At 63.1% G+C, this 24353-nt stretch carries 25 protein-coding genes; 5 read left to right on the top strand and 20 right to left on the bottom strand.

Translation table 11 applies throughout. The features are described from left to right. Nucleotides 1–26: 26 nt before the first annotated feature. On the bottom strand, nt 27–998 hold the full coding sequence (locus tag ACK4R0_RS06425) for a dipeptide epimerase (RefSeq protein ID WP_409671939.1): 972 nt from the start codon (nt 996–998) through the stop codon (nt 27–29). A gap of 69 nt (nt 999–1067) precedes the next feature. Next, nucleotides 1068–2288 carry a polyhydroxyalkanoate depolymerase gene (locus tag ACK4R0_RS06420; protein ID WP_409671936.1) on the bottom strand — a complete coding sequence of 407 codons (1221 nt, stop codon included), beginning with the start codon at nt 2286–2288 and terminating at the stop codon, nt 1068–1070. A 341-nt stretch (nt 2289–2629) separates the two neighbouring features. Between ACK4R0_RS06420 and ACK4R0_RS06415 the strand changes: the two genes are divergently transcribed. Then, nucleotides 2630–4432, top strand: a complete 1803-nt coding sequence (locus ACK4R0_RS06415; protein WP_409671934.1) for an ABC transporter transmembrane domain-containing protein — start codon at nt 2630–2632, stop codon at nt 4430–4432. A gap of 49 nt (nt 4433–4481) precedes the next feature. Further along, nucleotides 4482–5486 (top strand): esterase-like activity of phytase family protein, encoded by a 1005-nt coding sequence (locus ACK4R0_RS06410; RefSeq protein WP_409671931.1) that lies wholly within the window; start codon nt 4482–4484, stop codon nt 5484–5486. Here ACK4R0_RS06410 and ACK4R0_RS06405 read toward each other — a convergent pair. After that, nucleotides 5455–5922 carry a Rid family hydrolase gene (locus ACK4R0_RS06405; protein WP_409671928.1) on the bottom strand — a complete coding sequence of 156 codons (468 nt, stop codon included), beginning with the start codon at nt 5920–5922 and terminating at the stop codon, nt 5455–5457. The genes ACK4R0_RS06410 and ACK4R0_RS06405 overlap by 32 nt on opposite strands. A gap of 1 nt (nt 5923) precedes the next feature. Continuing rightward, nucleotides 5924–6205, bottom strand: coding sequence for a 50S ribosomal protein L28 (gene rpmB, locus ACK4R0_RS06400; RefSeq protein ID WP_300880021.1), 282 nt, complete (start codon nt 6203–6205; stop codon nt 5924–5926). 150 nt (nt 6206–6355) lie between these two features. Here rpmB and ACK4R0_RS06395 point away from each other — a divergent pair, with 150 nt between their 5' ends. Then, entirely contained in the window at nt 6356–6811 is a 456-nt protein-coding gene (locus ACK4R0_RS06395) for a nucleoside deaminase (RefSeq protein WP_409671926.1), read from the top strand. A 56-nt stretch (nt 6812–6867) separates the two neighbouring features. Here ACK4R0_RS06395 and ACK4R0_RS06390 read toward each other — a convergent pair whose 3' ends face one another. Together ACK4R0_RS06390 and ACK4R0_RS06385 are read right to left on the bottom strand one after the other, a co-directional pair. Continuing rightward, a complete protein-coding gene (locus ACK4R0_RS06390) occupies nt 6868–7674 on the bottom strand; it encodes a LytR/AlgR family response regulator transcription factor (RefSeq protein WP_409671924.1) in 807 nt (268 codons plus the stop codon). Beyond that, the gene (locus ACK4R0_RS06385; RefSeq protein WP_409671922.1) at nt 7671–8768 is read right to left on the bottom strand and encodes a sensor histidine kinase; all 1098 of its coding nucleotides are present in this window, start codon (nt 8766–8768) and stop codon (nt 7671–7673) included. Before ACK4R0_RS06385 ends, ACK4R0_RS06390 begins: the two co-directional genes overlap by 4 nt. Before the next feature lie 120 nt (nt 8769–8888). On the opposite strand from ACK4R0_RS06385, the gene ACK4R0_RS06380 reads away from it, so the two are divergent. Beyond that, the gene (locus tag ACK4R0_RS06380; protein ID WP_409671920.1) at nt 8889–9497 is read left to right on the top strand and encodes an HD domain-containing protein; all 609 of its coding nucleotides are present in this window, start codon (nt 8889–8891) and stop codon (nt 9495–9497) included. Between the two features lie 83 nt (nt 9498–9580). On the opposite strand, the gene ACK4R0_RS06375 is transcribed toward ACK4R0_RS06380, so the two are convergent. The 14 genes from ACK4R0_RS06375 to ACK4R0_RS06310 form a co-directional block, all read right to left on the bottom strand. Continuing rightward, entirely contained in the window at nt 9581–10477 is an 897-nt protein-coding gene (locus ACK4R0_RS06375; RefSeq protein WP_409671918.1) for an OmpA family protein, read from the bottom strand. A 165-nt stretch (nt 10478–10642) separates the two neighbouring features. Next, on the bottom strand, nt 10643–11671 hold the full coding sequence (locus ACK4R0_RS06370) for a M48 family metalloprotease (RefSeq protein WP_409671916.1): 1029 nt from the start codon (nt 11669–11671) through the stop codon (nt 10643–10645). A 5-nt stretch (nt 11672–11676) separates the two neighbouring features. Further along, nucleotides 11677–12459 carry a DsbA family protein gene (locus ACK4R0_RS06365; protein WP_409671914.1) on the bottom strand — a complete coding sequence of 261 codons (783 nt, stop codon included), beginning with the start codon at nt 12457–12459 and terminating at the stop codon, nt 11677–11679. Between the two features lie 94 nt (nt 12460–12553). Beyond that, a complete protein-coding gene (locus ACK4R0_RS06360; protein WP_409671912.1) occupies nt 12554–13939 on the bottom strand; it encodes a M48 family metalloprotease in 1386 nt (461 codons plus the stop codon). Between the two features lie 165 nt (nt 13940–14104). After that, the gene (locus ACK4R0_RS06355) at nt 14105–15715 is read right to left on the bottom strand and encodes a methyl-accepting chemotaxis protein (RefSeq protein WP_409671910.1); all 1611 of its coding nucleotides are present in this window, start codon (nt 15713–15715) and stop codon (nt 14105–14107) included. A 117-nt stretch (nt 15716–15832) separates the two neighbouring features. After that, complete coding sequence (hslU, locus tag ACK4R0_RS06350; RefSeq protein WP_409671908.1) at nt 15833–17134, bottom strand: ATP-dependent protease ATPase subunit HslU; 1302 nt, start codon at nt 17132–17134, stop codon at nt 15833–15835. Nucleotides 17135–17192: 58 nt separating this feature from the next. Then, nucleotides 17193–18299, bottom strand: coding sequence for an FAD-dependent oxidoreductase (locus ACK4R0_RS06345; RefSeq protein ID WP_409671906.1), 1107 nt, complete (start codon nt 18297–18299; stop codon nt 17193–17195). Between the two features lie 18 nt (nt 18300–18317). Then, entirely contained in the window at nt 18318–18881 is a 564-nt protein-coding gene (gene hslV / locus ACK4R0_RS06340) for an ATP-dependent protease subunit HslV (protein ID WP_409671904.1), read from the bottom strand. Between the two features lie 39 nt (nt 18882–18920). Then, nucleotides 18921–19223, bottom strand: coding sequence for a putative quinol monooxygenase (locus ACK4R0_RS06335; RefSeq protein ID WP_409671902.1), 303 nt, complete (start codon nt 19221–19223; stop codon nt 18921–18923). A 72-nt stretch (nt 19224–19295) separates the two neighbouring features. Continuing rightward, on the bottom strand, nt 19296–20294 hold the full coding sequence (locus tag ACK4R0_RS06330; RefSeq protein ID WP_409671899.1) for an NAD-dependent epimerase/dehydratase family protein: 999 nt from the start codon (nt 20292–20294) through the stop codon (nt 19296–19298). An 18-nt stretch (nt 20295–20312) separates the two neighbouring features. Further along, nucleotides 20313–21614 carry a UDP-N-acetyl-D-mannosamine dehydrogenase gene (gene wecC, locus ACK4R0_RS06325; RefSeq protein ID WP_409671896.1) on the bottom strand — a complete coding sequence of 434 codons (1302 nt, stop codon included), beginning with the start codon at nt 21612–21614 and terminating at the stop codon, nt 20313–20315. Between the two features lie 254 nt (nt 21615–21868). Next, nucleotides 21869–22138, bottom strand: coding sequence for a hypothetical protein (locus ACK4R0_RS06320; protein WP_409671893.1), 270 nt, complete (start codon nt 22136–22138; stop codon nt 21869–21871). Nucleotides 22139–22203: 65 nt separating this feature from the next. Further along, nucleotides 22204–22926 (bottom strand): glycosyltransferase, encoded by a 723-nt coding sequence (locus tag ACK4R0_RS06315; protein ID WP_409671889.1) that lies wholly within the window; start codon nt 22924–22926, stop codon nt 22204–22206. Continuing rightward, a complete protein-coding gene (locus tag ACK4R0_RS06310; protein ID WP_409671886.1) occupies nt 22923–23510 on the bottom strand; it encodes a TIGR04282 family arsenosugar biosynthesis glycosyltransferase in 588 nt (195 codons plus the stop codon). Before ACK4R0_RS06310 ends, ACK4R0_RS06315 begins: the two co-directional genes overlap by 4 nt. 167 nt (nt 23511–23677) lie before the next feature. On the opposite strand from ACK4R0_RS06310, the gene maiA reads away from it, so the two are divergent. After that, nucleotides 23678–24310, top strand: a complete 633-nt coding sequence (maiA, locus tag ACK4R0_RS06305) for a maleylacetoacetate isomerase (protein WP_409671883.1) — start codon at nt 23678–23680, stop codon at nt 24308–24310. Nucleotides 24311–24353 lie beyond the last annotated feature (43 nt).

The following is a 24353-nucleotide window of genomic DNA, read 5'->3' as shown; positions in this document are numbered from 1 at the left end:
ATATCGGGCGGGCGGCGTTTTTGCGTTTATCCGGGCAGGCTGATCCTGCCGCCTTCGAAGCTGAAGCCGCCATCGCGGTCATTTGCCAGCAAAGCCGGACCATCGAGGTCAACCCAGTCGGCGGTCTGCGCCAGATGAAAGGCGGGGTGAATGCCCAGGCTGGACGACAGCATGCAGCCCACCATCGTCTTCAATCCCCGCGCTCGTGCTGCCTCGCTCAGGCGAATGGCCTCGGTCAGCCCACCTGCCTTGTCGAGCTTGATGTTGACCGCCTGGAAAGTCGTTGCGATGCGCTCGATATCTTCGGCAACATGGCAGCTCTCGTCGGCGCAGAAGGGGAGGGAAGCCATCACACCCATGAGGTCGTCTTCCTGCCCAGCGGCCACGGGTTGCTCGATCAACTCGACCCCTAATGTCTTGAGGGTGGCAGTCATGTGACCGACATCGACGTCTGCCCATGCCTCGTTGGCATCGATGATCAGGCGTGCATCGGGCGCACCGATCCTGACGGCGGCGACGCGAAGCAAATCGTTCTCGCCGTTTAGCTTGAGCTTGAGCAAGGGGTAGCCCTTGGCCGCAGCGGCCCGCGCATCGGCCTTCATGGTGTCGGGGTCGTTCAGGGATATCGTATAGGCCGTGATCAGCGGTCGGGGTTCGGGCAGGCCTGCCAGCTGCCATAAAGGGGTACCGGTAGCCTGGACCTCAAGATCCCACAATGCGGCATCGAGCGCGTTGCGCGCCGCGCCTTCCATCATGGTTTTCAAAAGGGCATCGCGGGTCAAGGGACCGCTTTGCCGCGCGCGCGTCTCTATCGCTTCTGCGCACAGGTCGGCGGTTTCACCCTCGTAATAGATCGGTGTGCCCTCGCCACGTCCGACATATGTGCCGTCGGTGACCTCGCAATAGACGACATCGACTTCGGTCTTCGGACCGCGGCTGATGTTGAAGCTGCCATCGACGGCAAAACGCTCTACGCGAACATTTTTGAGAGTGATCATCCACCGGGAATAGGCGGCGGGCAGGGGGGCGGCAAGGCACAAACGCCAGTTGCCGCCCTCGATATGCCATCAATTGTGAGCGGCGATCCAGTCCTCGACGACGGGCGCGATGCGCTCGCGCCACTTGCTGCCGTTGAAGATGCCATAATGGCCGACGCTTTCGGCCATCAGATACTTTTTCTTCGCCTTGGGCAGCTTCGGCGCCAGGGTCAGCGCGGCGCGGGTCTGGCCCAGCCCGCTGATGTCGTCGCGTTCGCCCTCAATCGCCAGCATGGCGATATCGGTGATCGCCTCGGGATCGATCCGCTTGCCGCGGTGCATGAACTCGCCCTTGGGCAGGCTGTGCTTCTGAAAGACATTCTCGACCGTCTGAAGATAGAATTCAGCGGTCATGTCGCAGACCGAGCGATATTCGTCGTAGAAGTCCTTGGCGGCATCGGCGCTCTCGCCGTCGCCCGCGACGAGGTGCTTGTACATTTCCCAGTGGCTCATCATGTGGTTGCCCAGGTTCATCGACATGAACCCGGTCAGCTGCATGAAGCCGGGATAGACCTTGCGGCCAGCACCCTTGTACTGGAAGGGGACCTTGGCGATCACATTGTGCTCGAACCAGGCCAGCGGACGCTTGGTCGCCATAGTGTTGACGTCGGTCGGTGCCTCGCGGGTATCGATGGGCCCGCCCATCATTGTAAGGGTTTTCGGACGGCAGGGGTGCTTGTCGGCCGACATCAAGGCGGCGGCAGCGAAGCTGGGCACCGAAGGCTGGCATACGGCAAGCATATGCGCGCCGGGGCCGATATGCTCGAGAAAACCGATGAGATAGTCGATGTAATCGTCGAGATCGAAGCGGCCTTCGGACAAGGGGACATCGCGGGCATCGGCCCAGTCGGTGATGTACACTTCGTGTCCGGGAATCATCCGCGCGACAGTGCCACGCAGCAACGTCGCATAATGTCCCGACATCGGCGCGACGATCAGCAGCCGCGGCGCATCTGCAGGCAGCTGCTCGTGCCGAAACCGCAACAGATCACCGAATGGCCGTTCCAGAACGATCTCCTCGTGCACCGCGCTGGCCGTACCGTCGATATCGACGGTCTCGATGCCGAACGACGGCTTGCCATAAGGCGCTGCGGCATGCGCGAACACTTCGAGCGCGGATGCCATCATCGGCTGACCGCCGAGATACGTCATCGGATTGAACGGACTGTTGAGCATGTTCGCGCCGAGGGTCGCCATCGCGCTGGCGCTCGACAGAAAGGAGCGTTGAAGTTCATAAGCGTGGTAAAGCATATCATTCCCCTGCAAACCGTCGTGGCTGCTTTGCGCGGCTCTGTCCGACGGCCTCTCGCAAGACGTTGTTGCGCTGCAGCAACCAAAATACAAGCCATTTACGCGCATCGCAGCCGGGTGGTTGCTTTTGCCGAGTGTTGCACGGGAGGGTTAATGCATCGGATATAACGCGATTTCGTGATGAAAAATCGTGCCGGCCTCGAACATGGCCGTGCGCGCGCCTGCTGCCAAAATCGTTGAGTGGAACTGGCAGGCCTGCTAGGCGCTCAGGCATGGCGGAAACACACATTCCACCGGCCCAAGCGGCTGGTACCGAGCACCAAAGCGCATCGTCTGCACCCGTGGCTGACGAAGCGGCGCCCGCCAAGGCAAAACGCGGCAACCCGCGTCAGCTGGGCAATCTGGCGATGATCATGCGCTTTGCATCTGCCTACCCGCGCCAGATCGCGGGCGCCATGATCGCGTTGGCTGTCGCGGCCGGCGCCACGCTTGCAATTCCTGCCGGTTTCAAGCTGGTGATCGATCGCGGGTTCGATGCCGGCGGCAGTGCCGAGGATATCGGGCGCTGGTTCCGATACCTGTTCCTGATCACCGTGGTGCTTGGGCTGTCGACTGCTTTGCGCTTTTATTTCGTGTCCTGGCTGGGAGAACGCGTCGTCGCCGATATCCGGCTGGCGGTGCAGCGCAATCTGCTGCGGCTGGCGCCAAGCTTCTTCGAGACCAACCGGCCATCCGAGATCGCCTCGCGCATGACATCGGACACGGCGGTCGTCGAACAGGTTGTCGGCACCACGGTATCCGTAGCGCTGCGTAACCTTGTGGTCGGCATCGGCGGAATCATCTATCTGTTCTCGCTCGCACCCAAGCTGACCGGCATGCTGTTGCTGGGCATTCCCGTCATCGTGCTCCCGATCGTGTTTATCGGCCGCAGGCTCGAAAAGGTGGCCCGCTCCAGCCAGGATCGCGTCGCCAATGTCGGTGCGACGATTACAGAGGTGCTGGCGGCGATGAAGATCGTCCAGGCCTTCGGGCAGGAAAACCGCGAGGCCGAACGGTTCGGCGATGCGGTGGAAACCACCTTCGTGACTGCACGCCGCCGCATCACGCTGCGCGCGAGCCTGACCGCAGTGGTGATCACGCTGATCTTCGGCGCGATCACCATGATCATGTGGCAGGGCGCGGTCGATGTGATCGAGGGGCGGCTTTCGGGCGGCGACATCGCGGCGTTCGTGCTCACCGGCGGTCTTGTCGCCGGCGCATTCGGTGCACTGACCGAAGTGTATGGCGATCTGCTGCGCGCAGGCGGTGCAGCCGGGCGGCTCAACGAACTGCTCAACGAACAGCCCGAGATCCGCGCACCTGCAAGCCCAATGGTGCTGCCGCAGCCGCCGCGCGGCCAGATCAGCTTCCAGAATGTCAGCTTCGCTTATCCAACCCGGCCCGAGACTCTTGCGCTCAGGGATTTCTCGCTGCACGTCACGCCGGGCGAAACGGTGGCGATCGTCGGGCCGTCGGGTGCCGGCAAATCGACCCTGTTCCAGCTGGCGCAGCGTTTCTACGACCCTCAGGCGGGCTCGGTCCGCATCGACGGTGTCGCCTTGCCCTCGGCCGATCCCCAGGAAATCCGCCAGCGCATGGCGTTCGTGCCGCAGGACAGCGTGCTGTTCGCTGCCAGTGCGCGTGACAATCTGCGCTACGGCAACTGGCTGGCCACCGACGAGCAGATCTGGGAGGCAGCGCGCGCGGCCAATGCCGAAGAGTTTCTGCGCAAGCTGCCAGAGGGCCTCGACAGCTATATGGGCGAAGGTGGGGCACGGCTTTCAGGCGGCCAGCGCCAGCGCATCTCGATCGCGCGTGCGCTGCTCCGCAATGCGCCGATCCTGCTGCTCGACGAAGCGACCTCGGCGCTTGATGCCGAAAGCGAGAAGCTGGTCCAGGACGCGCTCGAACGCCTGATGCAGGGCCGCACGACGCTGGTGATCGCGCACCGCCTGGCGACAATTCGCTCGGCCGACCGGATTATCGTGATGGCCGACGGCGCGATCGTCGAGCAGGGCACGCATGACGAACTATCGGGACGCAGCGGCCTGTATGCGCGGCTGTCGAGCCTGCAGTTCACCGAAGGACCGCTGGCGGCGGAGTGATCGCCTTGCGGCGCTTGCTACCGCTCCAGATGGCGCTATCGGGGATTCAATGATGATCCGGCGGACATTGGCGCTGGCGTCGCTGCTGTTCTTTCTGGGGACAGGTGCCTTCGTGGCGGATTCCCCGGTGCCGCCCAACACCAGCCAGCAGATCGTGTTGAAGCGGCCGCTCGATCTGCCGCCGCTGCCCCACCGCATCGGCACCGGCGAACTGACGCTGATCGACGGCTGGGAGCTGGAAAGCGACAACAGCGATTTCGGTGGATTTTCTGCGCTGAACGCCATGGGCGACGGACGGCTGCTTGCGCTGAGTGATGCCTCCATCCTTGCCGGTTTCACCATCGGCAAGGGCAGGACCGCGCGCGACGCCTTCATCGCGCCGCTGCCGATCCGCAAGGGCGAACGCAGCACGAAGAAGGACCAAGATTCCGAGAGCCTGACCCATGATCCCGTCTCGGGCCGATATTGGGTGGGGTTTGAACACAATCACAGGATCAGGCGCTATTCGCCAGGGTTCGCGCGCGCCGAGGCGACAGGTGCGCCTGCTGCCATGGCGCAATGGCCCAAAAACGGTGGGGCTGAAGCGATCGTCCGGCGCTCGGATGGCAGCTTTGTCGTTTTCGCCGAGACGCACTCGTCACGCCCAGGATTTACCACCGGGTTGATCTTCAAGTCGGATCCGTCCGAGCGAGGCGCGCGAGCGCAGGAATTCTCCTATCGTGCGCCAACCGGGTATCGCCTCACCGACGCCGCCGCATTGCCCGATGGGCGCATGATGGCGCTGCATCGGCAGTTTGGCTATTTCAGCGGTTTCAAGGCCAAGCTGGGGGTGATCGAGGCAGGCAGCATCGCGCCTGGAAGCATCGTGGAACCAAGGATCATCGCGACGCTGGTGCCGCCGTTTCCCGTCGATAACATGGAGGGGATCGCGGTCGATCAAGAGGCCGGCAAGACGATCGTCTGGGTGATCTCGGATGACAATTATTTCGCGATCCAGCGGACGCTTCTGCTGAAGTTCGCGTTCAGCGCGGCGGGCGCTTCGCCACGACCTTGATCTCGGTCTTGCCCTCTGGCGCATAAAGACGGCTCACCTGAATGGCCGTCCACGCGGGGAAAGGTGGTGCGAGATACTGCTTCTGCACCGCTGACATCGGACCGATCTGCGCATCAATATCGGTATGGTAGCTGGTAACGTCGACGACGTCTTCCCAGCTGGCCCCGGCGCGGATCAGGATGCGGCTGATGTGCAGATAGGCGCGATTGAACGCAGCCTCGTCGGCATCGCCACCAACGACGACGCCTGACAGATAGATCGTGCCATCGCCGAGAATGACCGCATCGCTATACCCCGTGGCCTCCTGGAAGGCACGGCCCTGCGGGTTTTCGGAATACAGCACTTCTGCGGTCGTACGCGAACCTGCCATTGCAGGGTGCGATACCGCAGCGAGGCCCAGCGCGCTTGCAATCAGCAAGACGCGCTGGAGGGCCATGTCAGGCCGCAGCCTTGGCAAGCTCGCGCTTGATCTTGGCGGCGCGGGCCGACAGCTTTTCTTCGCTGGTCTTGATCAGCCAGTTGTCGAGACCGCCGACATGCTCGACCGAGCGCAGACCTGCGGTCGATACGCGCAGCTTGAAGCTGCGGTCGAGCTTTTCGCTCATCAGCGTGACATTCTGCAGGTTGGGCAGAAAGACGCGCTTGGTCTTGTTGTTGGCGTGGGACACATTGTGACCCACCATCCGGCCCTTGCCGGTCAGTTCGCAAATCCGCGACATGGTGTAAGAATCCTGATGAAACGTTGTGTTTATGAAGGAGCGGCGGTTAGCGTCAGAGCGTGCCCAAGTCAACCTTTGCCGATGCCTGCTGCGGCCAATATGCGCGAAAACTGCTGGCAGGGCAACCGCGTTGACGGTAACCGGCAGGCCATGACGCTCGAACACGCCCGCAAATACAGTGCCCTTGCCCTCGATCTGGCTCGGCAAGCCGCCGCACTGGGCGAGGTGCCGGTCGGGGCCATCGTGGTGCAACATGGCCTCGTGATCGGCGAAGGGCACAACCAGCCTCGCGCGCGCAACGACCCGACCGCACATGCCGAGATCATGGCGATCCGTGCCGCATGCGCGGCCTTGGGAACCGACAGGCTCACTGGATGCGAGATGTGGGTGACATTGGAGCCCTGCGCGATGTGCGCAGGCGCCATATCGCACGCCAGGATCGCCAGATTGCATTACGCCGCCAGCGACCCGAAGGGCGGGGCGGTGGAGCATGGCCCGAGGCTGTTCCAGCAGCCCACCACGCTGCACAAGCCAGAGGTTTATGCTGGGGTGGGTGAGGAAGACGCGGCGGCACTGCTGCGTGCCTTTTTTAGCGAAAGGCGCTGATACCATGCCGTTCTCCGGCTTGCGCCAGAGAACGGTTGGCGAATCGGGACCTCAGTTCAATGCACGAACCGCGCGACAACGTCGCGATAGCTGCGCGAGACCTTCACCTGCGCGCCCGATTCGAGCACCAGGAAGCACTCGCCGTTGGTGTGCGGCTTGACCTGGCGGACCAGCCCCAGATTGACGATGGTCGAACGATGGACACGCTGGAAGTTGCGCGGGTCGAGCCGCTTTTCCAGATCCTTCATCGTTTCGCGCAGAATCAGCGAATTGTCACCGGTATAGATGCACATATAGTCGCCAGCGGCATCGATCCGTTCGATGGTATCGACATCGACACGGAAAATCTGGCCGCGGTCCTTGATGTTGATGAGCTTCTCGTAACGGTTCGAAGCGGCACCATCGTCGTCGTCGCTCAGGTCAAGCGCTTCGACGGCATCGGGCGCGACCTCGTTGAGCACGTTCATCAGCTTGTCAGCCTCTTCACGGCCCTTCTTGTCGCGGATGCGCTCGCGGATGCGGTCGATCGCATCGGCAAGCCGCACGTCGTCCACCGGCTTGAGCAGGTAATCGACAGCCTGGGCTTCGAACGCCTTGACGGCATGTTCGGAATACGCGGTGCAGAACACCACCAATGGCGGCTCGATGTCCATGATGCCCTTGACCACCGAAAAGCCGTCGAAGCCGGGCATCTGGATATCGAGAAATACCAGATCGGGCTTGAGTGTCTTGATCTTGCGGATCGCCTCGCGCCCGTTGAGGCAGGTGTCGATAATTTCGATGTCTTCAAACTTTTCCAGCCGGAGCTGCATTCCCTGAATGGCGAGTTTCTCGTCATCTATCAGGATGGTGCGGATGGTCATGCCTGTAATTGCCTTTGTTCGCGTGTTTCAAACGGAATTTCGATAATCACGCTATAGCCGCCCCCGGGTGATGATCGTGTCTCAAACCGGTGATTGTCTTCGTAAGCCTGGGACAATCTGTCCCTGATATTCGCTAACCCGACCCCGGTTGACGCATTGGCGGTTGTGCCTTGCTTCTTCAATCCGGGCCCTGTGTCTGTCACGGTGATACGCAGCAGGGGTCCGATGAGTTGCGCCGAAATGGTGATATCGGCCCCGTCCTCCTTCGGCGTCACTGCATATTTTATGGCGTTCTCGACCAACGGTTGCAAGAGAAGCGACGGCAGCAGGGCCCCGGCGGCATTCTGTTCGATCTCGAAATGCGCACGTAGCCGCTCCTCGAAACGCATCTTCTCGATATCGAGGTAGAGCTTCAGCGTCTCGACCTCCTGCGCCAGCGTGACCCGCGCGGTCGGCTCGTTCGCCAGCGTGTAGCGCAGGAACGACGACAGCCGCGACAGCATGGCGTTGGCCGGCTCGGTCTGCTTGAGTAACACGAGCGTCGAGATGCTGTTCAAGGTGTTGAACAGGAAGTGCGGATTGAGCTGATAGCGCAACATGGCCAGCTGCGCGCTGGTCGCCTGATTTTCCAGCCGCAGCATCTGGTCCTGCTGCTCCTCGATGCGCAGGAAGAAGTTGATCGCGTAGTACAATGCCGACCACGCCCCGAGCAGCGTCAGATCGAGGTAGAACGCGCCTAGCAGAATAGCGGTGAAGTTGCTGACGCTGCCCGGACGGTAGAGCGTCGCCACCCATGCATCGACGAAGGCATACAGGGCCGATCCCGCCAGCAGCACGATCAGCGTGATGCTCCAGGTAACGAGCGGCTTGCGGTCGATCAGTGCCTGATAGATTACGCCCATCACCAGCGAGATCGAATAACCGGTGATCGTCGCGATGATGATCGGCACCAGGAACGAAATCGGCTGGCCGTTGGCGAGCCCCGATATGCCGCGCAATGCGAGCGCGCCTGCCCAACCCAAGGTTTGCAGGTTCCAGAAGGCCCGGTTCTTGTTGGCAAAGAACGGTGTCGGCTTGAAGGGCAGCATCGCCATAGGGAACACGGCTTAGCCGGATTCGTGCCATCACCCCAGAAAATTTTGACCCGCATTTTTTTGCATCCGCTGCGCCGCTGGGTTACTCTCAACGTCAACGATAACGAGAGGATCCGCCGCATGAGCGACATGACCGATACGCTTGCGCCCGAGGACCGGGCGCAGTTCACCGCAATGACCAATGGCACGCAGGGCGACTGGGCGATCATCGCCGGACAGTATCGCGAGTTTGCTGGTGGGCTTGCCGATCGGGTGCTGGCGCACCTGCGCCTGCTCGATGGCGATTTCGGCGGATTCCCGATCGATCGGATGCAGCACAGCCTGCAGACCGCGACACGAGCCCATCGTGACGGACGCGACGAGCCGTATGTCGTGATGGCACTGCTCCACGACATCGGCGATACCTTGGGGAGCTATAACCACCCCGACGTTGCCGCCGCGATCATCAAGCCGTTCGTGTCGGAGGAGCTTCACTGGATCTGCGCCAACCACGGTGCGTTCCAAGGCTATTATTATTTCCATTTCATCGGCGGGGATCGCAATGTGCGCGAGAACTTCCGTGGATCGCCATATTTCGACGCCTGCGCCGAATTCTGCGAGAAATACGATCAGGCTGCGTTCGACCCGGATTATCCAAGCGAGCCGCTCGAGTTCTTCGAGCCGATGCTGCGCCGGGTGATGGCACGCCCGATCAATTCGATGTACGCCAAAGCGGCGGAAGCTGCCTGATCAAAACACTGGCGCTCGCTGCGTGAGCCGAGCGAAAGGTTGATAAGGGTGTCGCCGCGGTCGCCGGGGCGACACCCCCTCGCTCAACGGGAAGAGTTATCCGCATAAAGGCCATCAACGGCCTTGCTTACGAGCACGTTCACGGTGACGCGGCGGTTCTGCGCCTTGCCTTCCTCGGTCATGTTGTCAGCGACCGGATCGGCCTCGGCCATGCCTGCGGGGGTGAGCATGCGATAGGGCTTCCAGCGACAGGCCTGCTGCAGATGGTTGGTCACGCTGGCAGCGCGCTTTTCGCTGAGCTGCTGGTTGAAGTCCTGCTCGCCGTCGGCGTCGGTGTACCCGACCACCAGCATCAATGCGTTGTCCATCTGCTCGGCCGAACCGGCAGCGGCGCACAGCTGCGCCTTGGCTTCGTCGGTCAGCTTGGCCTGGGCGGTATCGAAATAGACGTTGGTCGTCGCCTTGACGTTATACTGGTCGATATCGCCCATCCGTCCGCGCAAAGCCTCGGTCGCGGCGGATTGCTCGGCGAACTGCTGCGACGTTCCGGTGCGGATCATCGAGGCGGTCTTGAAATCGGTGTTCTTGAAGGTGATCTGGCGTGCCAGCAGCGTGTCGCCCGATTGCAGCGTCTTCACGGTCAGCGGCAGTCCGTTAAGCAACGCGCCCGTGTCCAGCTCGGTCCGGCTCGCACCGAACAGGCCACCAGAGGCCCGGACCTGGGTGGCCTCATTGACCATGAGCAAGGTGCGGCTGCCGTCTGCGGTCTCGACCTGGATGCGATCGCCCTGACGCGCGGTGAGCACACCCTTGATCTCGGGACCCTCGGTCATCGAGGCAGGGTCGGGCAACCGCTCGCCAGCGTTGGCGACATCGGCCTGGAGTGGCGCAGACTGCTGGGCGATGCTCGCGGTGGCAGCGGTGGCGGCCAACAAGGCAAGCGCCATTTTGATTCCCGAAGAGGTGGCATCGGAACGCATTGAGAGACTCCTTCAACATGGGGGTTTTCGCCCGTGTTCTGCGGAGACTGCTCGAACGATATTTATGTTCCCGCCGATTGGCAAATGTGCGGCAAAACGAAAGCAAAGGCACGGCGAGGCGAGGAACACGCCACCGGGCCAATGCTGTTTGCGCTGACAGCGGCGCTATTCGAGCGGACGAAGCGGTGCGGCCAGGAGGGGGGGCACCCGCCCATGCTGGCCGGTGGTGGTTGCTGCCAGCCGCGCCATTTCCTCTTCGAACAGTCCCACACGTTTCTTCCAGCGATAATGGGTCGGGGCAGAGAAGATGCCCTTGCCATGCTGCTTTCCGTAACGCGTCCAGAAGCGGACCGCGCCGCCCGGATCATAGCCCGCATTGGCCATCAGCCAGATCGAGAGCCGGTCCGCCTCGATCTCTGTTGCCAGCGTCAACCGGGCATTGCGGCCGATCTGTTGCATCAACCCGCGCTGGATCCCCGCGTCGTTCAAGCGCTTGCGATGCTCCAGCAGGTTGTGCGCCATTTCGTGCGCCAGAATCGCGGCAAGCTCGTCATCATCGGCCATGAAGCCCAGCATCGCGCTGGTGATACCAACGATGTCGCCATCGGCCGAGGCGCCATATTTGCCGCTGGGTCTGAGCTCGAAGCGGCTGCGGCAGGCAGGCATGCCGGTGAGAATGACGTCGAAGGTCTCGCCGCCCCGCATCAGGGTCAGCGTCACCGGCGGCGCGTCCAGCGCCGTGCGCAGCCGGGCATCCGCCCATGCGACGGGGCGATAAGCGGCAGGCTGATCGATCTCCGCAAGCTCGCCGGGGGGAGGGGCCAGCTCCACGCCGTTCAGCGCCACGATCGCATCGTCGGCCCGGATGCCCGCCTGCGCCGCCGGGCCGTCTGCCACCAATGCCAGCACCGCATAGTCGCGGGCAAAGCCGAAGGTTGCGCGGGCAGCGGCGTCATCACCATACTGCCCGATATGGTGCAGCGTCATCCCGATCGCATTCTCGGTGGACTTGCAAAACGGCGCGTTGGCGACCGCTAGCCGGGTCCCGACCGACAGGATTCGCGTATCGGATGCCCGCAATGCTGCCAGGCTTTCGTCAGCAGCAGCCACGGATTGCGCGCGTGCCGTGGGTGCCAGACCAGGCGCGGCACACGCCAGTGCCAGCCCGAGCGCGAGCGAACGGGCAAAGCGCATGCTGCTCAGCCTGCCGTTTTCTTTGCAGCGCGAGCCTCGTCGATCGCGCTCTTCAACTCTTGATAACCGACCGCGCCGTTCAGCACCTTGTTGCCGACCACCCAGCTGGGCGTGCCGCTGAACTCGAGCTGCTGGGCAACGCGAATGTTGCCCTCAAGCACCGCATCGGTCTTGTTGGTCGCAACGAAGCTCCGCGCGGCGGCCATGTCCAGCCCGGCCGTCTTTGCGGCCTGCTCGATGGTCGACTGGTTGGGGCGGCCGGCAGCAAACATCGCCTTGTAGAACGCGTAATATTTGTCCTGTTGCGCGGCGGCGAGACCCCAGGCGGCAGCGACCCGGCTTTCGTCAGAGAGGATCGGAAGCTCGTGGAACACGATCTTGAGGTTCTTGTCCTCGCTCAACAGTCGGGCGACGTCGCTGACGCTCTGGCGGCAGAACCCGCAGGCGAAATCCGAATACTCGACGAGCACGACATCGCCGTTGGGGTTGCCGGCAAACGCTGCGGCATAAGGCTGCTCGATCTCGTTGCGCACCGATGCGATTCGCTTTTCCGCCTGCTTGGAGCGCAGGTTTTCGACCGCTTCGGGGATGATCTCGGGATTGTCGAGAATATAGGCGCGAACGATCGCCTCGATCGCGGCCTTTTCTTGGGTGTCGAACCCAGCGGCAGCCGCAGCGGCGTTGGCATCCTGCGTGGCTGCTCCTCCGCCTGCGCCGGCGACGCTGCCGCCCTGCCACATGAAGGTGCCGATCGCAGCTGCGATGGTGATAAATGCAGCAACAGCCATGAACCGCCAGTTCCTTGATGAAGCCTCGCCAGAGGATGATGTGGGTGATGTCATGGCGGGCCTTTGATTGGTGAAAGGTATCGAGCAGATGCGCTTAACGACGGCGCGACTGGCGTTCAACCGCGTCGCGCGCCAGAATGGCGATATCCTGCGCGCGGATATGGTCTGCGCTGCCCTGCGGCAGGCCCAGCATCGCCTCTTCGGAGCTGCGCAACGCAAGTTCGGCATTACCCTGCAGCACATAGCGCTCGGCGCTGGCGAGTGCCGCGCGCGGGGTATCGCCGCGGCTGGCATAGACCACGCCCAACTGGTACCAGGCAAACGGGTTCTGGGCATCGCGCGCGACCGCGGCCTTGAGCACCCGCTCGGCCTCGGGCAGGTTGGCCGGGTCTTCGGTGGCAATCAGCGCGTGCCCATAAACGCCTGCGATCAGTGATTGCGCGTTGGTCGTCGTCACCGCGCGCTGCAGAGGAGCGATCGCCTCGAGCGGTCGCCCTGATTCGAGCAGTATCTGCCCGTAGATTTCGAGAAAATAGGGATCATCGGGCGCCTCTGCGAGCAGCGACCGAGCCTCGTCCAGCGCTTTTTCGGGGTACGCGCTCTTGTGCCATGCATAGGCGCGAGCATAACGGGCAGGAACGCTCCGGTCGGTTTCAGGGTAGTCGCGCAGTGTTTCCCCTGGATCGGCGACATAGCCGACAAGCTTGGCCTTCACCCGCTGGAACCGCGCCTCGAGCGCGGGATCGATCGGGGTGTTGTAGGCGGGGTCGTTCTCGTAGATTTCCTGTAGCAGCGTGATGCGCTCGCCAGACAGGGGATGCGAACGGTTGTAGCTGTCTTCCTGCGGGATCGCGAGACGGAACTCCAGGTTCTGCAGCCGCTTGAAGAAGTTGATCGAGCCCTTGCCGGTCAGCCCGGCGATGGAGAGATACTTGGCGCCAGCGACGTCGGCCCCGGCTTCCTCGCCGCGCGTGTGTGCCAGAAATTTGCCCAGCGCAGCCTGCTGGCCGGCGCCCATGATGCCCATGCCCGCCGCGCCAGCACCCGCCGCCACCGCAGCGATGCCGAGCAGCAGCGAGAGGATCGTGATGTTGGTCGCCTTCGCTGCGCTTTCCGACCGGGTGATCGAATGGCCGAGCGCGATATGCCCCAGCTCGTGCGCGATGACCCCCTGAACCTCGTTGACGTTGCCGGCTGCCTCGATCAGCCCGCTGTGGATATAGACGTCCTGCGTGCCTGCGACGAAAGCGTTGATGCTGCGTTCGTTGATCACCACGACATTGACGTTCGAGGGCAGGAGGCCTGCAGCCTTGATCAAGTCGCGCGACATATCCGCGAGCAGCGCTTCGGTCTCGGCATCGCGCAGGATGGACTGGGCCGAAACCGGCTGGACGACGAGCGCGATCATCGCGCAGCAGGCCAGAGCCCGAGCGGCAAGCTGCGATATCACCCTGTTCCAGCCTGACGTAATCGTGTCCATTGCCACCCGTATCGTTATCCTGATCACCCTATCGACGATGCCGCAGATGATCGAGCGGCGATGAACGGCGCATGAAACCGTGCGCAGTCATCGGCACCCTAACGCGCGATCGGCGGCTTGGACAGCGCCGCGCAACACAATCCGGCCAGACGCCAGCTTTTGCGATCAGGTGAAGCTGAGCTGCTGCAGGAATTCGGCGCTGGCGCGGCGAAGCTCGCCCGCCTGGTCCTGCAGCCGATCGGTAATCGCGCGCATATCGGCCGCCATCAGCCGGACCTGCTGTGCATGGCTGCTGACGTTGCGCGCCGTCTCCTCCATGCTGCGGGCGTCGGTCGCAACCTGGCTGACATGGTCGGAGATGTCGCATGTAGCCTTGCCCTGATTGGCGATCACCGCGGCGATCTGAACCGCGCCTGCGTTGACCACATCGATCTGGTCCGAGATCGAGTTGATCGTCATTTCCGCGAGGGTCATCTGGGTGCGGATGCCATCGACGGTGTGCCCCACCGAGTTGATGGCGCCGCGCGTCTGCCCGGCCAATTGCTTGACCTCATGCGCGACCACCGCAAATCCGCGCCCGGCGTCACCGGCCCGCGATGCCTCGATCGTGGCGTTGAGCGCGAGCAGGTTGGTGTGCGAGGCAATCTCTTCGATCAGATTGGCGATCTGCGATGCCTTCGCCGCTTCTTCGGCGAGCGCGCCGATGGCTGCGCTGCCTTCGCGGGAGGACGCCCGGACCGCAGTGGCCGCACGGTGTTGCTCTTCGATCTGCTGCGCAATTGCGCTGGTCGAGGAACTCAGCTGGCTCGCGGCGTTGGCGACGTTCTGCACCGATTGCCCGACATTGCCGGCCCGGCTGGTCACCATGGCGGCGCTGGCGCCGGTCTCGTCGCCGATTTCGCCCAGCGCATCGGAGCAAACGGCAAGGCGGTGCAGCGCCTCGCTCAGTTTCTCGACCGTCTGCAGCACCGATTGCTCGAACGCCCCGGCAAGCGTCGCCATGCCCTCGCGCCATTCTGCCGCGTGGCGGGCATCCTGTCGGGCCAGCATCTTGTGGGCTTTGAGATCGAGCTCGGCCTGGCTCTTGAGTTGCTCCTGCTCGAGCGCAAACTGTCGCTCGCGCGCCTCGGCGAGCTGACGCGACTGGATGATCGCATGCGCGAAGAAATTCCAGATGAGGATGTTGGTCCGCCACAGCGCGAACAGATAGACCAGCAGCAGCAGGTACAAGGTCGCCGGGACGCGTGTGTCGGTGATCTCGATCGCCGCGACAAGGCCGATCCCCGATCCGATCAGCCAGATCAGGTTGGTCGTGGGCAGGGTGAACGACCCCATCGCCCCGACGGCAATATGCGCGATCGCAACGAGCAGGCCCAAAATGCGGATGCTCGGGCTGGGCGACATCAGCATGCCCATCGTGATCAAAGACCAGCCGACTGCAGCGAATATGATTACCAACCGCAGCCAAAGATTGGCCGACGCGAGTGCCGGATCGAGATCAGGATCGTCGCCATGCAGCCGCAACGCCCGCAGGTGGATCAGGCAGAAGGCGCAGACCGCAAGCACGATCATCACCGATCCAGCGACGACCCAATGCGCCCCGGTTCCGCCCCAGCTGAACCAGCTGACGACAGGTCCGGTCACCGCCACGGCCGGCACCAGGGCGACCGAACCCTTGCTGGCGTGGAGGAACTGCGCCAGCCTGAATGCCCGCCCCGCTTCGGAATCAGCCGTCAGCGTGGTTCCGACGATATCCGGCGCAATACGTGTGTGCACAGATATATCTAGCCACAACTGGCGTGACATTCGGGCGTCTCCTTTGCCTTGGGAGGCCGCGCTAACACCGCCATGGTTAAGGAGAATTTACCAAACGGTATACAATTTCAACGGACCCTAGAGCACGTATTTGCTGAGGTCCGTATTCTTGGCGATCCCGGTCAACTGCTTCTGCACATAGGCCGCATCGATGGTGATCGTCTCGCCGCGATGCTCCTCTGCGCCGAAGCTGATCTCTTCCAACAGCTTTTCCATCACGGTCTGCAGACGGCGGGCGCCGATGTTCTCGACGCTCTCGTTCACCGATGCAGCGATGCGTGCCACTTCGCGAAGCGCGTCTTCGGTAAAGTTCAGCGTCAGCTCCTCGGTGCCCAGCAGAGCGGTGTACTGCTGCGCCAGATTGGCCTTGGTCTGGGTGAGGATGTGGTAGAAATCCTCTTCGGTCAGCGCTTTCAGCTCGACCCGGATCGGCAGGCGGCCCTGCAGTTCGGGCAGCATGTCGCTGGGTTTGGCGATGTGGAACGCACCCGATGCGATGAACAGCACATGGTCGGTTTTCATCGGGCCATATTTGGTGGCCACGGTCGTGCCCTCGATCAGCGGCAGCAGATCGCGCTGCACGCCTTCGCGGCTGACCGATCCACCGCGGACATCGGACACCGCGATCTTGTCGATCTCGTCGAGGAACACGATGCCATTGGCCTCGGCGTCGGCCAGCGCGACGCGCGCGACGTCGTCCTGGTCCATCCGCTTTTCGGCCTCTTCCTCGATCAATTTGTCCCAGGCATCAGCGAGCCGCATCTTGCGCGGCTTGGTGCGCTTCTGGCCAAACGCCTTGCCCATCATGTCGGACAGGTTGATCATGCCGACCTGGCCGCCCATTCCGGGGATCTCCATCGGCATATTGGGGCTGGATTCGACCTCGATTTCGACTTCGGTGTCGTTCATGTGGTTGTCGGTGATCCGCTGGCGGAAGCTCTGCCGGGTCGCCTCGCTGGCGTTGTCGCCGACGAGCGCATTGAGCAGTCGCTCCATCGCTGCTTCAGATGCCGCCTCGCGCACGCTCTCGCGGCGGCGCTCCTTCTCCAGCCGCACCGCATCTTCCACCAGGTCGCGCGCAATCTGATCGACATCGCGCCCGACATAGCCGACCTCGGTGAACTTGGTCGCCTCGATCTTGATGAACGGCGCGTCGGCGAGCTTGGCCAGACGCCGCGAAATCTCGGTCTTGCCGCAACCCGTGGGGCCAATCATCAGAATGTTCTTGGGCGTGACCTCGTCGCGCAGCTCGGCAGGCAGGCGCTGGCGGCGCCAGCGGTTGCGCAGCGCCACGGCCACGGCGCGCTTGGCGTCCTGCTGGCCGATGATGTGCGCATCCAGCGCAGCGACGATGGACTTGGGGGTAAGCATATCAGTCATTCGGGGTTCTTCTTTAGGAGAGTGTTTCAAGTCAATTTGGGGGTTGCGGCTACCCGCTTCAAGCACAGCGCCAGCCCGCCATCAGCGCGCGATGCGATTCGACGATATCGGCAATATCCTGCGGCTGAGGCTCGGCCAGATATTCGCCGCGCTCGAACGTGCCGCCCAGCAGGATGCCGTCGGCGCGGGGAAACATGTACCCCGCGCTCAGCGAATAGGCGTATTGCACCTCGGGCTGGGGGATCAGCACCGCAAGCTGGCCGCGCACGGGGATAAGCTCGCTGTCTCCGAACAATGCGGCTGCGCCCAGCCCGGTGCAATTGAACACCAGCCTTTCGGGCAGCGCGGCGATCTGCTCGGGCGTATCGAACCGGCGAACCTGGACTGCGCCACCTGCAACGCGGATATCGCTCAACAGCCGCTCGAGAAACCGCCCGGTCTCGACATACATCGTGTCGTACTTCACCACATTGTCGAGCGGGAAGGGGTGCTCGGAAGCCGAAAGGCGGTCGCGACCGGGGAACCTCAGGTCTGGCGGGATCGGGCCGACCCTTCGAGTCTGGTCATAGGTCGGCAACCAGCGGACACCATAGTCGTCGCCGACCATGATCTGGAACCGACGCCGGCTGTAATCAGCTGCGGCTGCGGCCTGTTCGCGCCACTGCGGGGTCACCATGTTTTCGTCGAAATGGCTTGCCGGGTAAATCTGCCCGCCGGCAATGTTCGAGGTGGTGCCGGGAGGAAGTGTCTCGGTGTAGATGGTGACGGGGTACCCGGCTTCCTGCACCAGGCGCGCCGTGGTGAGCCCCATGATTCCCGATCCGATCACCGCGACCGGACCCGAGTGGCCGGGCAGGCCAAGCGCCGTCGCCAGCCGCGAACTGCCCCAGCTCAGCGAGATGCCGCCGCCGCCATGGCCGTAATTGTGCACCAGCAGCGAATCCCCGAGCTTATCGGCGCGGACGACAAAGCCCGAGGGCCGATAGGGACGCAATCCCGCGACGGTGCGAATGACGCGCGACGGGTCGACCTGAACGCGCGGAAGGCAGCGGGTCGCAGGCGCCACCAGCTGCGCCACCGAGCGTGATTGCACGGTGGTGCACCCGCTCAACGCCAGCGCCGCTCCGCCCGAAACAAGCGCGCGTCGATCCAGTGCAAGTGTCATGGCGCCGACCATAAAAGGTCAGGCCGACGTGTCGAGGGTTTCGATGGTCAGCTGGTCGTTGGTGTAAACGCATACGTCGGCTGCGATCTTCATCGCCTTGCGCGCGATCGTCTCGGCGTCCTGCTCGTACTCGAGCAGAGCGCGCGCAGCGGCGAGTGCGAAATTGCCGCCCGATCCGATTGCCGCGACGCCATCGACGGGCTCAAGCACGTCGCCATTGCCGGTCAGGATCAGCGTCACATCCTTGTCGGCGACGATCATCATCGCTTCCAGGTTGCGCAGATACTTGTCGGTGCGCCAGTCCTTGGCAAGTTCGACCGCAGCGCGCATCAACTGCCCCGAATGGCGCTCGAGCTTGCCCTCGAGCCGCTCGAACAGCGTGAAGGCATCGGCCGTAGCGCCTGCAAATCCGCCGATCACCGATCCGTCGCCCAGGCGGCGCACCTTGCGCGCGTTGGGTTTCATGATGGTCTGGCCCATCGATACCTGGCCATCGCCCGCGATGACCGCCTTGCCGTTCTTGCGGATGCCGATGATGGTGGTGCCATGCCAGGTCGGCATGCTGCTGTCTTGTCTGCTCATGGCGCGGGATATGGTGGAGACGCCCGAGCGCTGCAACCCCTACATGATGCGCCGGACTTCATCGCCGTTGTACAGGCGGATGTCGGCGCCGATGCGCTCGACCTGGGCGAGCCCGGCGCCGAACGCCGCCATGTGCGGCGACGTCAGATGCGCATCGAGCGCCGCCTCGTCGGTCCAGCGTTCGGCAATGCGCAGGATATCGGGATCGTTCATGTCGCGCGCAAAGCTGTAATGCAGGCAGCCGTCTTCCTGATGCGTCGCCTCGACCATGATGCGCGCCGCCTCGGCGAACTTTTCGATTTCGCCCGGCGCAAAGTGGAGCCAGCCTTCGATGATGAGCATGTCGTGTTTCTCCGTGCGGCGCGATCGGTCCGCTGAGCGGTACAGGTACGATGCCGCTATCCGGCACGCAAGTCAGAGCTGGTGATAGGCGCGGTACCAGTCGACGAAGCGCGGGATGCCGGTGTCGATCGAGGTGGTGGGCGCATAGCCCAGATCGGCGTGGATCGCGCTGATATCGGCATAGGTTTCATGCACATCGCCGGGCTGCATCGGCAGCAGGTTGCGGATCGCGGGCTTGCCGCATGCGGCTTCGACAACGTCGATCATCCGGCCCAGCGGCTCGGGCTGGTTGTTGCCGATATTGTAGACCGAATGGGGTGAGACGCTGCCTCCAGGCTTGGCAGCGCCGTCATCAGCGGGCGGATGGTCGAGCACCGCGATCACGCCTGCGACGATGTCGTCGATGTAGGTAAAGTCGCGGCGCATATCGCCATGGTTGTACACGTCGATCGGCTGGTCCTGGAGGATTGCCCGGGTGAACTTCCACAGCGCCATGTCCGGACGGCCCCATGGGCCATAAACGGTGAAGAAGCGCAGCCCCGTCATCGGCAGCCGATAGAGATGCGCATAGGTTTCGCTCATCAGCTCGTCCGCCTTCTTGGTGGCGGCATAGAGCGAGACGGGATGATCGACGCGGGCATCGACACTGAACGGGCTCTTGGACGAATTGCCATAGACCGACGAGGACGAGGCATAGACGCAATGCCCGGTGCCGCGTGCGCGGGCGAGCTCCAGAATGTTGAGATGACCGACCAGATTCGACTGCACATAGGCGTGCGGGTTGTCGATGCTGTAGCGCACGCCCGCCTGCGCGCCCAGATGGACGATTGCATCGAACGTACGGCCCTCCAGCGCGGCAACCAGCGCGGGATAGTCGGCAAAGTCGAGCGGCAGGAACTCGAGGCGGCCCGTGGTCACCTCTTCCAGATCGGCGAGCCGGGCGTGCTTGAGCGCGGGGTCGTAATAGGGGTTCAGATTATCGATACCGATAACCTGATCGCCGCGCGCCATCAGTGCGCGCGTGAGGGCGTGGCCGATGAATCCGGCAGCTCCGGTGACAAGGACTTTCATGCTGTCGTACCTGCCCGATCAGCCGGCCAGGCGCAAATGGCCAGCCGGGCGTTCGGGATGGGCAGGCTGGTCGGACCAGATGCCGCGGGTGTCGTAGACGATCTTGCCTACGCGTTCGGCGAGCGGGATCGACTTGAACACGTCGTGATCGACCAGCACGATGAACATGTCACAGGTCTCGATCGCATCGTCGACATCGATCAGGCTTGCGCCAAGGCCGTCATAAGCGGGCGGCAGCGCCTGCGCATAAGGCTCGACGATCGCGATGCGCTCGCCATATTTCTGTGCCAGCGCCAGCGCGACCTTGTTGGCCGGGCTTTCGCGGAAGTCGTCGATGTTGGCCTTGAAGGCGAGGCCCAGACAAGCAACGCGCGCGGTGGGGTTGGCTTCGATCATGTCGCCGGCCTTGCCTAGCACATGGCCGATCTTGCCATCGTTGACCCAGCGTGCGGTGCGGATCAGCGGGGTGTCGTCGGGCGCGCCGTGGATGATGAACCACGGGTCGACCGCGATGCAGTGTCCGCCGACGCCCGGCCCGGGCTGGAGAATGTTGACGCGCGGGTGACGGTTGGCGAGGCGGATCACCTCCCAAACGTCCAGCCCCATGCGGTCGGCGACGATCGAAAGCTCGTTGGCAAAGGCGATGTTGACGTCGCGATAGGCGTTCTCGACCAGCTTGGTCATTTCCGCCGAGCGCGCGTCGGTGGTGATACACTCGCCGCGCACGAAGCGGCGGTAGAAGGTCAGCGCCTTGCGCGCGCAGCGCGGGGTGATGCCGCCGATCGAGCGGTCGTTGTTGGTGAGTTCCTCCAGAATGCGGCCGGGGAGCACGCGCTCGGGGCAATAAGCGATCGCGATATCGGGAATGTCGGTGGTGATGCCGGGAACCTTGAGATCAGGCCGCAGCTTGGCGATCATGTCGCGCATTTCCTCGGTCGTGCCGACCGGCGAGGTGGATTCCAGGATGATGCAATCGCCAGGCTTGATCACGGCGGCGATGCTGCTCGCGGCCTTCAGCACATAGCTGATATCGGGCGCATGGTTGTCATCGAAAGGGGTGGGGACCGCGATCACGAACACGTCCGAAGGCTCGACGGTCAGCGAGGTTCGCAGCATGCCGCGCGACACCACGCCCTGCACCAGACCATCGAGATCGACCTCCTCGATATGGATCCGGCCCTCGGCGATGGTGTTGACGACGTGCTCGGACACATCGACGCCGAGCACCCGGCAGCCCGATCGGGCGATGATCGCGGCGGTGGGCAGGCCGATATAGCCGAGCCCGACGACACAAACTTCAGGCTTCTTGTCGGACAGCATGGTCAATCCCCGGAGATAGGCGACCCCGCACGGCGAGAGCCCGGGGCCAGTAAGCCCCTGTCCTAAGTCCTATGGAGTTAAAAAAGCCGTAAGCAAGCCACATTGGCCGGCAGGTTGGGCTGGCGCGGCGGCCGGGGCGCGTCTGTAGCAGCCGTCGTCAGGTTGCGGGCGGCTGCCCCGCCGGCGTCGCGAGCGCACAAACAAAAAGGGCGACCGATTGGCCGCCCTTTCCGTATGCGTTGCGCCTGATCAAATCAGGGGCTGTTGGGTTCATCATCATCAGCGATGAGGATGATGCCGCCGACGACAGCAGCTGCAGCGACGACACCGATGATGATACCGGTGCTGCCTTCAGCTTCGCTGTCTTCGCTCGAAACAGCGGAGGTACGGGCAACAGACGATACGGCCTGTGCCAAAACCGGAGCGCCGACCATCGTGGTCAGTGCGATCGCGGCCATTGCAGCTTTGAACATTTTCATAGTGATTCCCCAGAAGGAGTTTTTGTCTTCAAGGGCAGACTGCACCCAAACCCATTATATTGCAAGTGCGAAATGGATATTCCCCCCGATTTGGTGGCGATTCGCTGGTCCTAGCGGACATCGGGGTACATATCTTTCAGTCGGTGGCGCATCCCGAAGGTCCATGCGAGGCCGACCTTGAGATAGATGTAGTTGGCCTTGAGCGGGCCCCAGGCAGCGATCCGGCGGTCGGAGGTGATCACCGGCTTGCGTGTCATCTTCAACTTCCCGATCCGCGCAAAGCCTATGCAAAGATCGGCTTCCTCCATGATCGTGGCATCGGCGGGGATCCCACCGATGCGCAGAAAGTCGGCGCGGCGGAAGAACATCGCGTGATCGCCAAACAACAGCCGCACCCCGCGCACGAACAAATGCGGATGCGTGACCAGCGGGTAATAGGTCTTCCACCAATTGTGCGCGGTGGTGAACCACCGCAATTTTTCACCGCGGATGATCGGCAGAAACGTCGCGAGCGAAATCCGCCGATCTGCAAGCACCGCGCGGATATGCGCGATCGCGTCGGGCGGAAGCAGGCTGTCGGCGTGCAGAATGCAGACCAGATCGCTTTGCGCCTGCTCGACCCCGAAATTGATCTGCGGCCCGCGTCCGCGTTGCGGCGATACCAGCGCCCGCCATCCTGCAGCCGTTGCCAAAGCGACAGTCTCGTCCTCGCTGCCGCCGTCGATCAGCAATATCTCGTCCGGTTGCGGGTCCATCGCGGCGACGTTGGCGATGGTCGCGGGCAAGGCTTTAGCCTCGTTGAGCGCAGGGACCATCAGCGTCACGGTGGTCATGCAAGCGTCGCCAGATCGGGCCAGCGTGCAAGATCGGAGGGCGTGTCGCAGTCGGACAGCATGAGCAGTACCGCCACCGAGAGCCCAAGTCCCTCGCTCCGGCGGATCGTTTCCGCGAAGACGGCAGGAGTGCTCCACGGCATGTCGGTCAGCAGAGCGGGCTGCGCGGTCGCCATCCCGATCATATAATAGCCGCCATCCTCGGCAGGCCCGATCACCACATCGTGCGACGCCAATGCAGTGATGGCGTCATTGATGATTTCGGTGGTGAGCTCCGGGGTGTCCGCTCCAAAGAAAATGTGCGGCGCAGTGCGCCCCGCATCGATCAATCGCTCGGAAAGCCCGCCTTCGACCTGCCGGGCCAGAGCAACCGCCTCGCCCAGCCAGTCTCGGAAATCCTGCTCGCTCGCCCCGGCATAGCGAACCTCGACCGGCGCGCCCGATGCCAGCAGCGTGGCGACGGTGCGTTCGGTCAGATGGCGGTGCACTTTTGCTGCGCCTTGCGCTCCGACCGCGGGGATCAGCCGCGTCTTGGCATAGCCCGGAACGGGAAACTTGGCGAATAGCACTAGTGTGGGCAGCACAGGGGTTGGCAACACAGGGGTTGGCAGCACAGGGGTGGGCATTGCGGGCATGGCGACAAGCCATACCGGGCGGCGAACGGGAAACAAGCCTTGCATCGCGGCGTTCGCTACATATGGTGCGCGGCCCGGCAGCCCCGCTGGCCCGGCAAGATCACACGGAGCGCATAATGTCTGAGACCATCCTGTTCGATTACTGGCGTTCGTCGGCCAGTTACCGGGTGCGTATCGCGCTCAATCTCAAGGGCGTTGCCTATCGCGCGGTTGCGACCGACCTGGTGACCGGCCAGCAGAAGGCCTCCGATTATGTCGCGCGCAACCCGCAGGGGCTGGTGCCGATGCTGCAGATAGACGGTCATGACCTGACCCAGTCGCTGGCGATCATCGACTATCTCGACGCGACACGGCCCGACCCGCAGCTGATCCCGGCGGATCCTGCGGCGCGTGCCGCCACGCTTTCGCGGGCGATGATCATCATTGCGGACATCCACCCGGTCAACAACCTGCGGATGCTGAAATATCTCAAGGCCGAGATGGGGCAGGATCAGGCCGCGGTCGACCAATGGTATCGCCACTGGATCGCCGAAGGCTATGCCGCGCTGGAGCAACTCGCCCCCGAAACCGGTCTGTTCGGCGGCGATCAGCCCGACCTCGTCGATGTGTGCCTCGTCCCGCAAATGGCCAATGCACGCCGGTTCGATCTCGATCTCGCTCCCTATCCCAAGCTGGTGCGGATCGATGCGCAGCTGCGGGCGATCCCGGCCTTTGCCGCCGCGCATCCCGATGCGGTGAAACCGGCATGAGGATCGCAGGGCGACACAACCAATCCGTTTTCCGGCGAAAGCC

It is taken from the genome of Blastomonas sp., assembly GCF_046294995.1.
Taxonomy (GTDB): Bacteria; Pseudomonadota; Alphaproteobacteria; order Sphingomonadales; family Sphingomonadaceae; genus Blastomonas.
Note: the sequence above shows the minus strand (reverse complement) of the source record. Positions and strands in the feature narration are given on the sequence as shown.

Coding starts and splice junctions, on each gene's coding strand:
- ACK4R0_RS06425 (WP_409671939.1), bottom strand. CDS start 998: ATGATCACTCTCAAAAATGTTCGCGTAGAGCGTTTTGCCGTCGATGGC.
- ACK4R0_RS06420 (WP_409671936.1), bottom strand. CDS start 2,288: ATGCTTTACCACGCTTATGAACTTCAACGCTCCTTTCTGTCGAGCGCC.
- ACK4R0_RS06410 (WP_409671931.1), top strand. CDS start 4,482: ATGATGATCCGGCGGACATTGGCGCTGGCGTCGCTGCTGTTCTTTCTG.
- ACK4R0_RS06405 (WP_409671928.1), bottom strand. CDS start 5,922: ATGGCCCTCCAGCGCGTCTTGCTGATTGCAAGCGCGCTGGGCCTCGCT.
- rpmB (WP_300880021.1), bottom strand. CDS start 6,205: ATGTCGCGGATTTGCGAACTGACCGGCAAGGGCCGGATGGTGGGTCAC.
- ACK4R0_RS06395 (WP_409671926.1), top strand. CDS start 6,356: ATGACGCTCGAACACGCCCGCAAATACAGTGCCCTTGCCCTCGATCTG.
- ACK4R0_RS06390 (WP_409671924.1), bottom strand. CDS start 7,674: ATGACCATCCGCACCATCCTGATAGATGACGAGAAACTCGCCATTCAG.
- ACK4R0_RS06385 (WP_409671922.1), bottom strand. CDS start 8,768: ATGGCGATGCTGCCCTTCAAGCCGACACCGTTCTTTGCCAACAAGAAC.
- ACK4R0_RS06380 (WP_409671920.1), top strand. CDS start 8,889: ATGAGCGACATGACCGATACGCTTGCGCCCGAGGACCGGGCGCAGTTC.
- ACK4R0_RS06375 (WP_409671918.1), bottom strand. CDS start 10,477: ATGCGTTCCGATGCCACCTCTTCGGGAATCAAAATGGCGCTTGCCTTG.
- ACK4R0_RS06370 (WP_409671916.1), bottom strand. CDS start 11,671: ATGCGCTTTGCCCGTTCGCTCGCGCTCGGGCTGGCACTGGCGTGTGCC.
- ACK4R0_RS06365 (WP_409671914.1), bottom strand. CDS start 12,459: ATGGCTGTTGCTGCATTTATCACCATCGCAGCTGCGATCGGCACCTTC.
- ACK4R0_RS06360 (WP_409671912.1), bottom strand. CDS start 13,939: ATGGACACGATTACGTCAGGCTGGAACAGGGTGATATCGCAGCTTGCC.
- hslU (WP_409671908.1), bottom strand. CDS start 17,134: ATGACTGATATGCTTACCCCCAAGTCCATCGTCGCTGCGCTGGATGCG.
- ACK4R0_RS06345 (WP_409671906.1), bottom strand. CDS start 18,299: ATGACACTTGCACTGGATCGACGCGCGCTTGTTTCGGGCGGAGCGGCG.
- hslV (WP_409671904.1), bottom strand. CDS start 18,881: ATGAGCAGACAAGACAGCAGCATGCCGACCTGGCATGGCACCACCATC.
- ACK4R0_RS06335 (WP_409671902.1), bottom strand. CDS start 19,223: ATGCTCATCATCGAAGGCTGGCTCCACTTTGCGCCGGGCGAAATCGAA.
- ACK4R0_RS06330 (WP_409671899.1), bottom strand. CDS start 20,294: ATGAAAGTCCTTGTCACCGGAGCTGCCGGATTCATCGGCCACGCCCTC.
- wecC (WP_409671896.1), bottom strand. CDS start 21,614: ATGCTGTCCGACAAGAAGCCTGAAGTTTGTGTCGTCGGGCTCGGCTAT.
- ACK4R0_RS06315 (WP_409671889.1), bottom strand. CDS start 22,926: ATGACCACCGTGACGCTGATGGTCCCTGCGCTCAACGAGGCTAAAGCC.
- maiA (WP_409671883.1), top strand. CDS start 23,678: ATGTCTGAGACCATCCTGTTCGATTACTGGCGTTCGTCGGCCAGTTAC.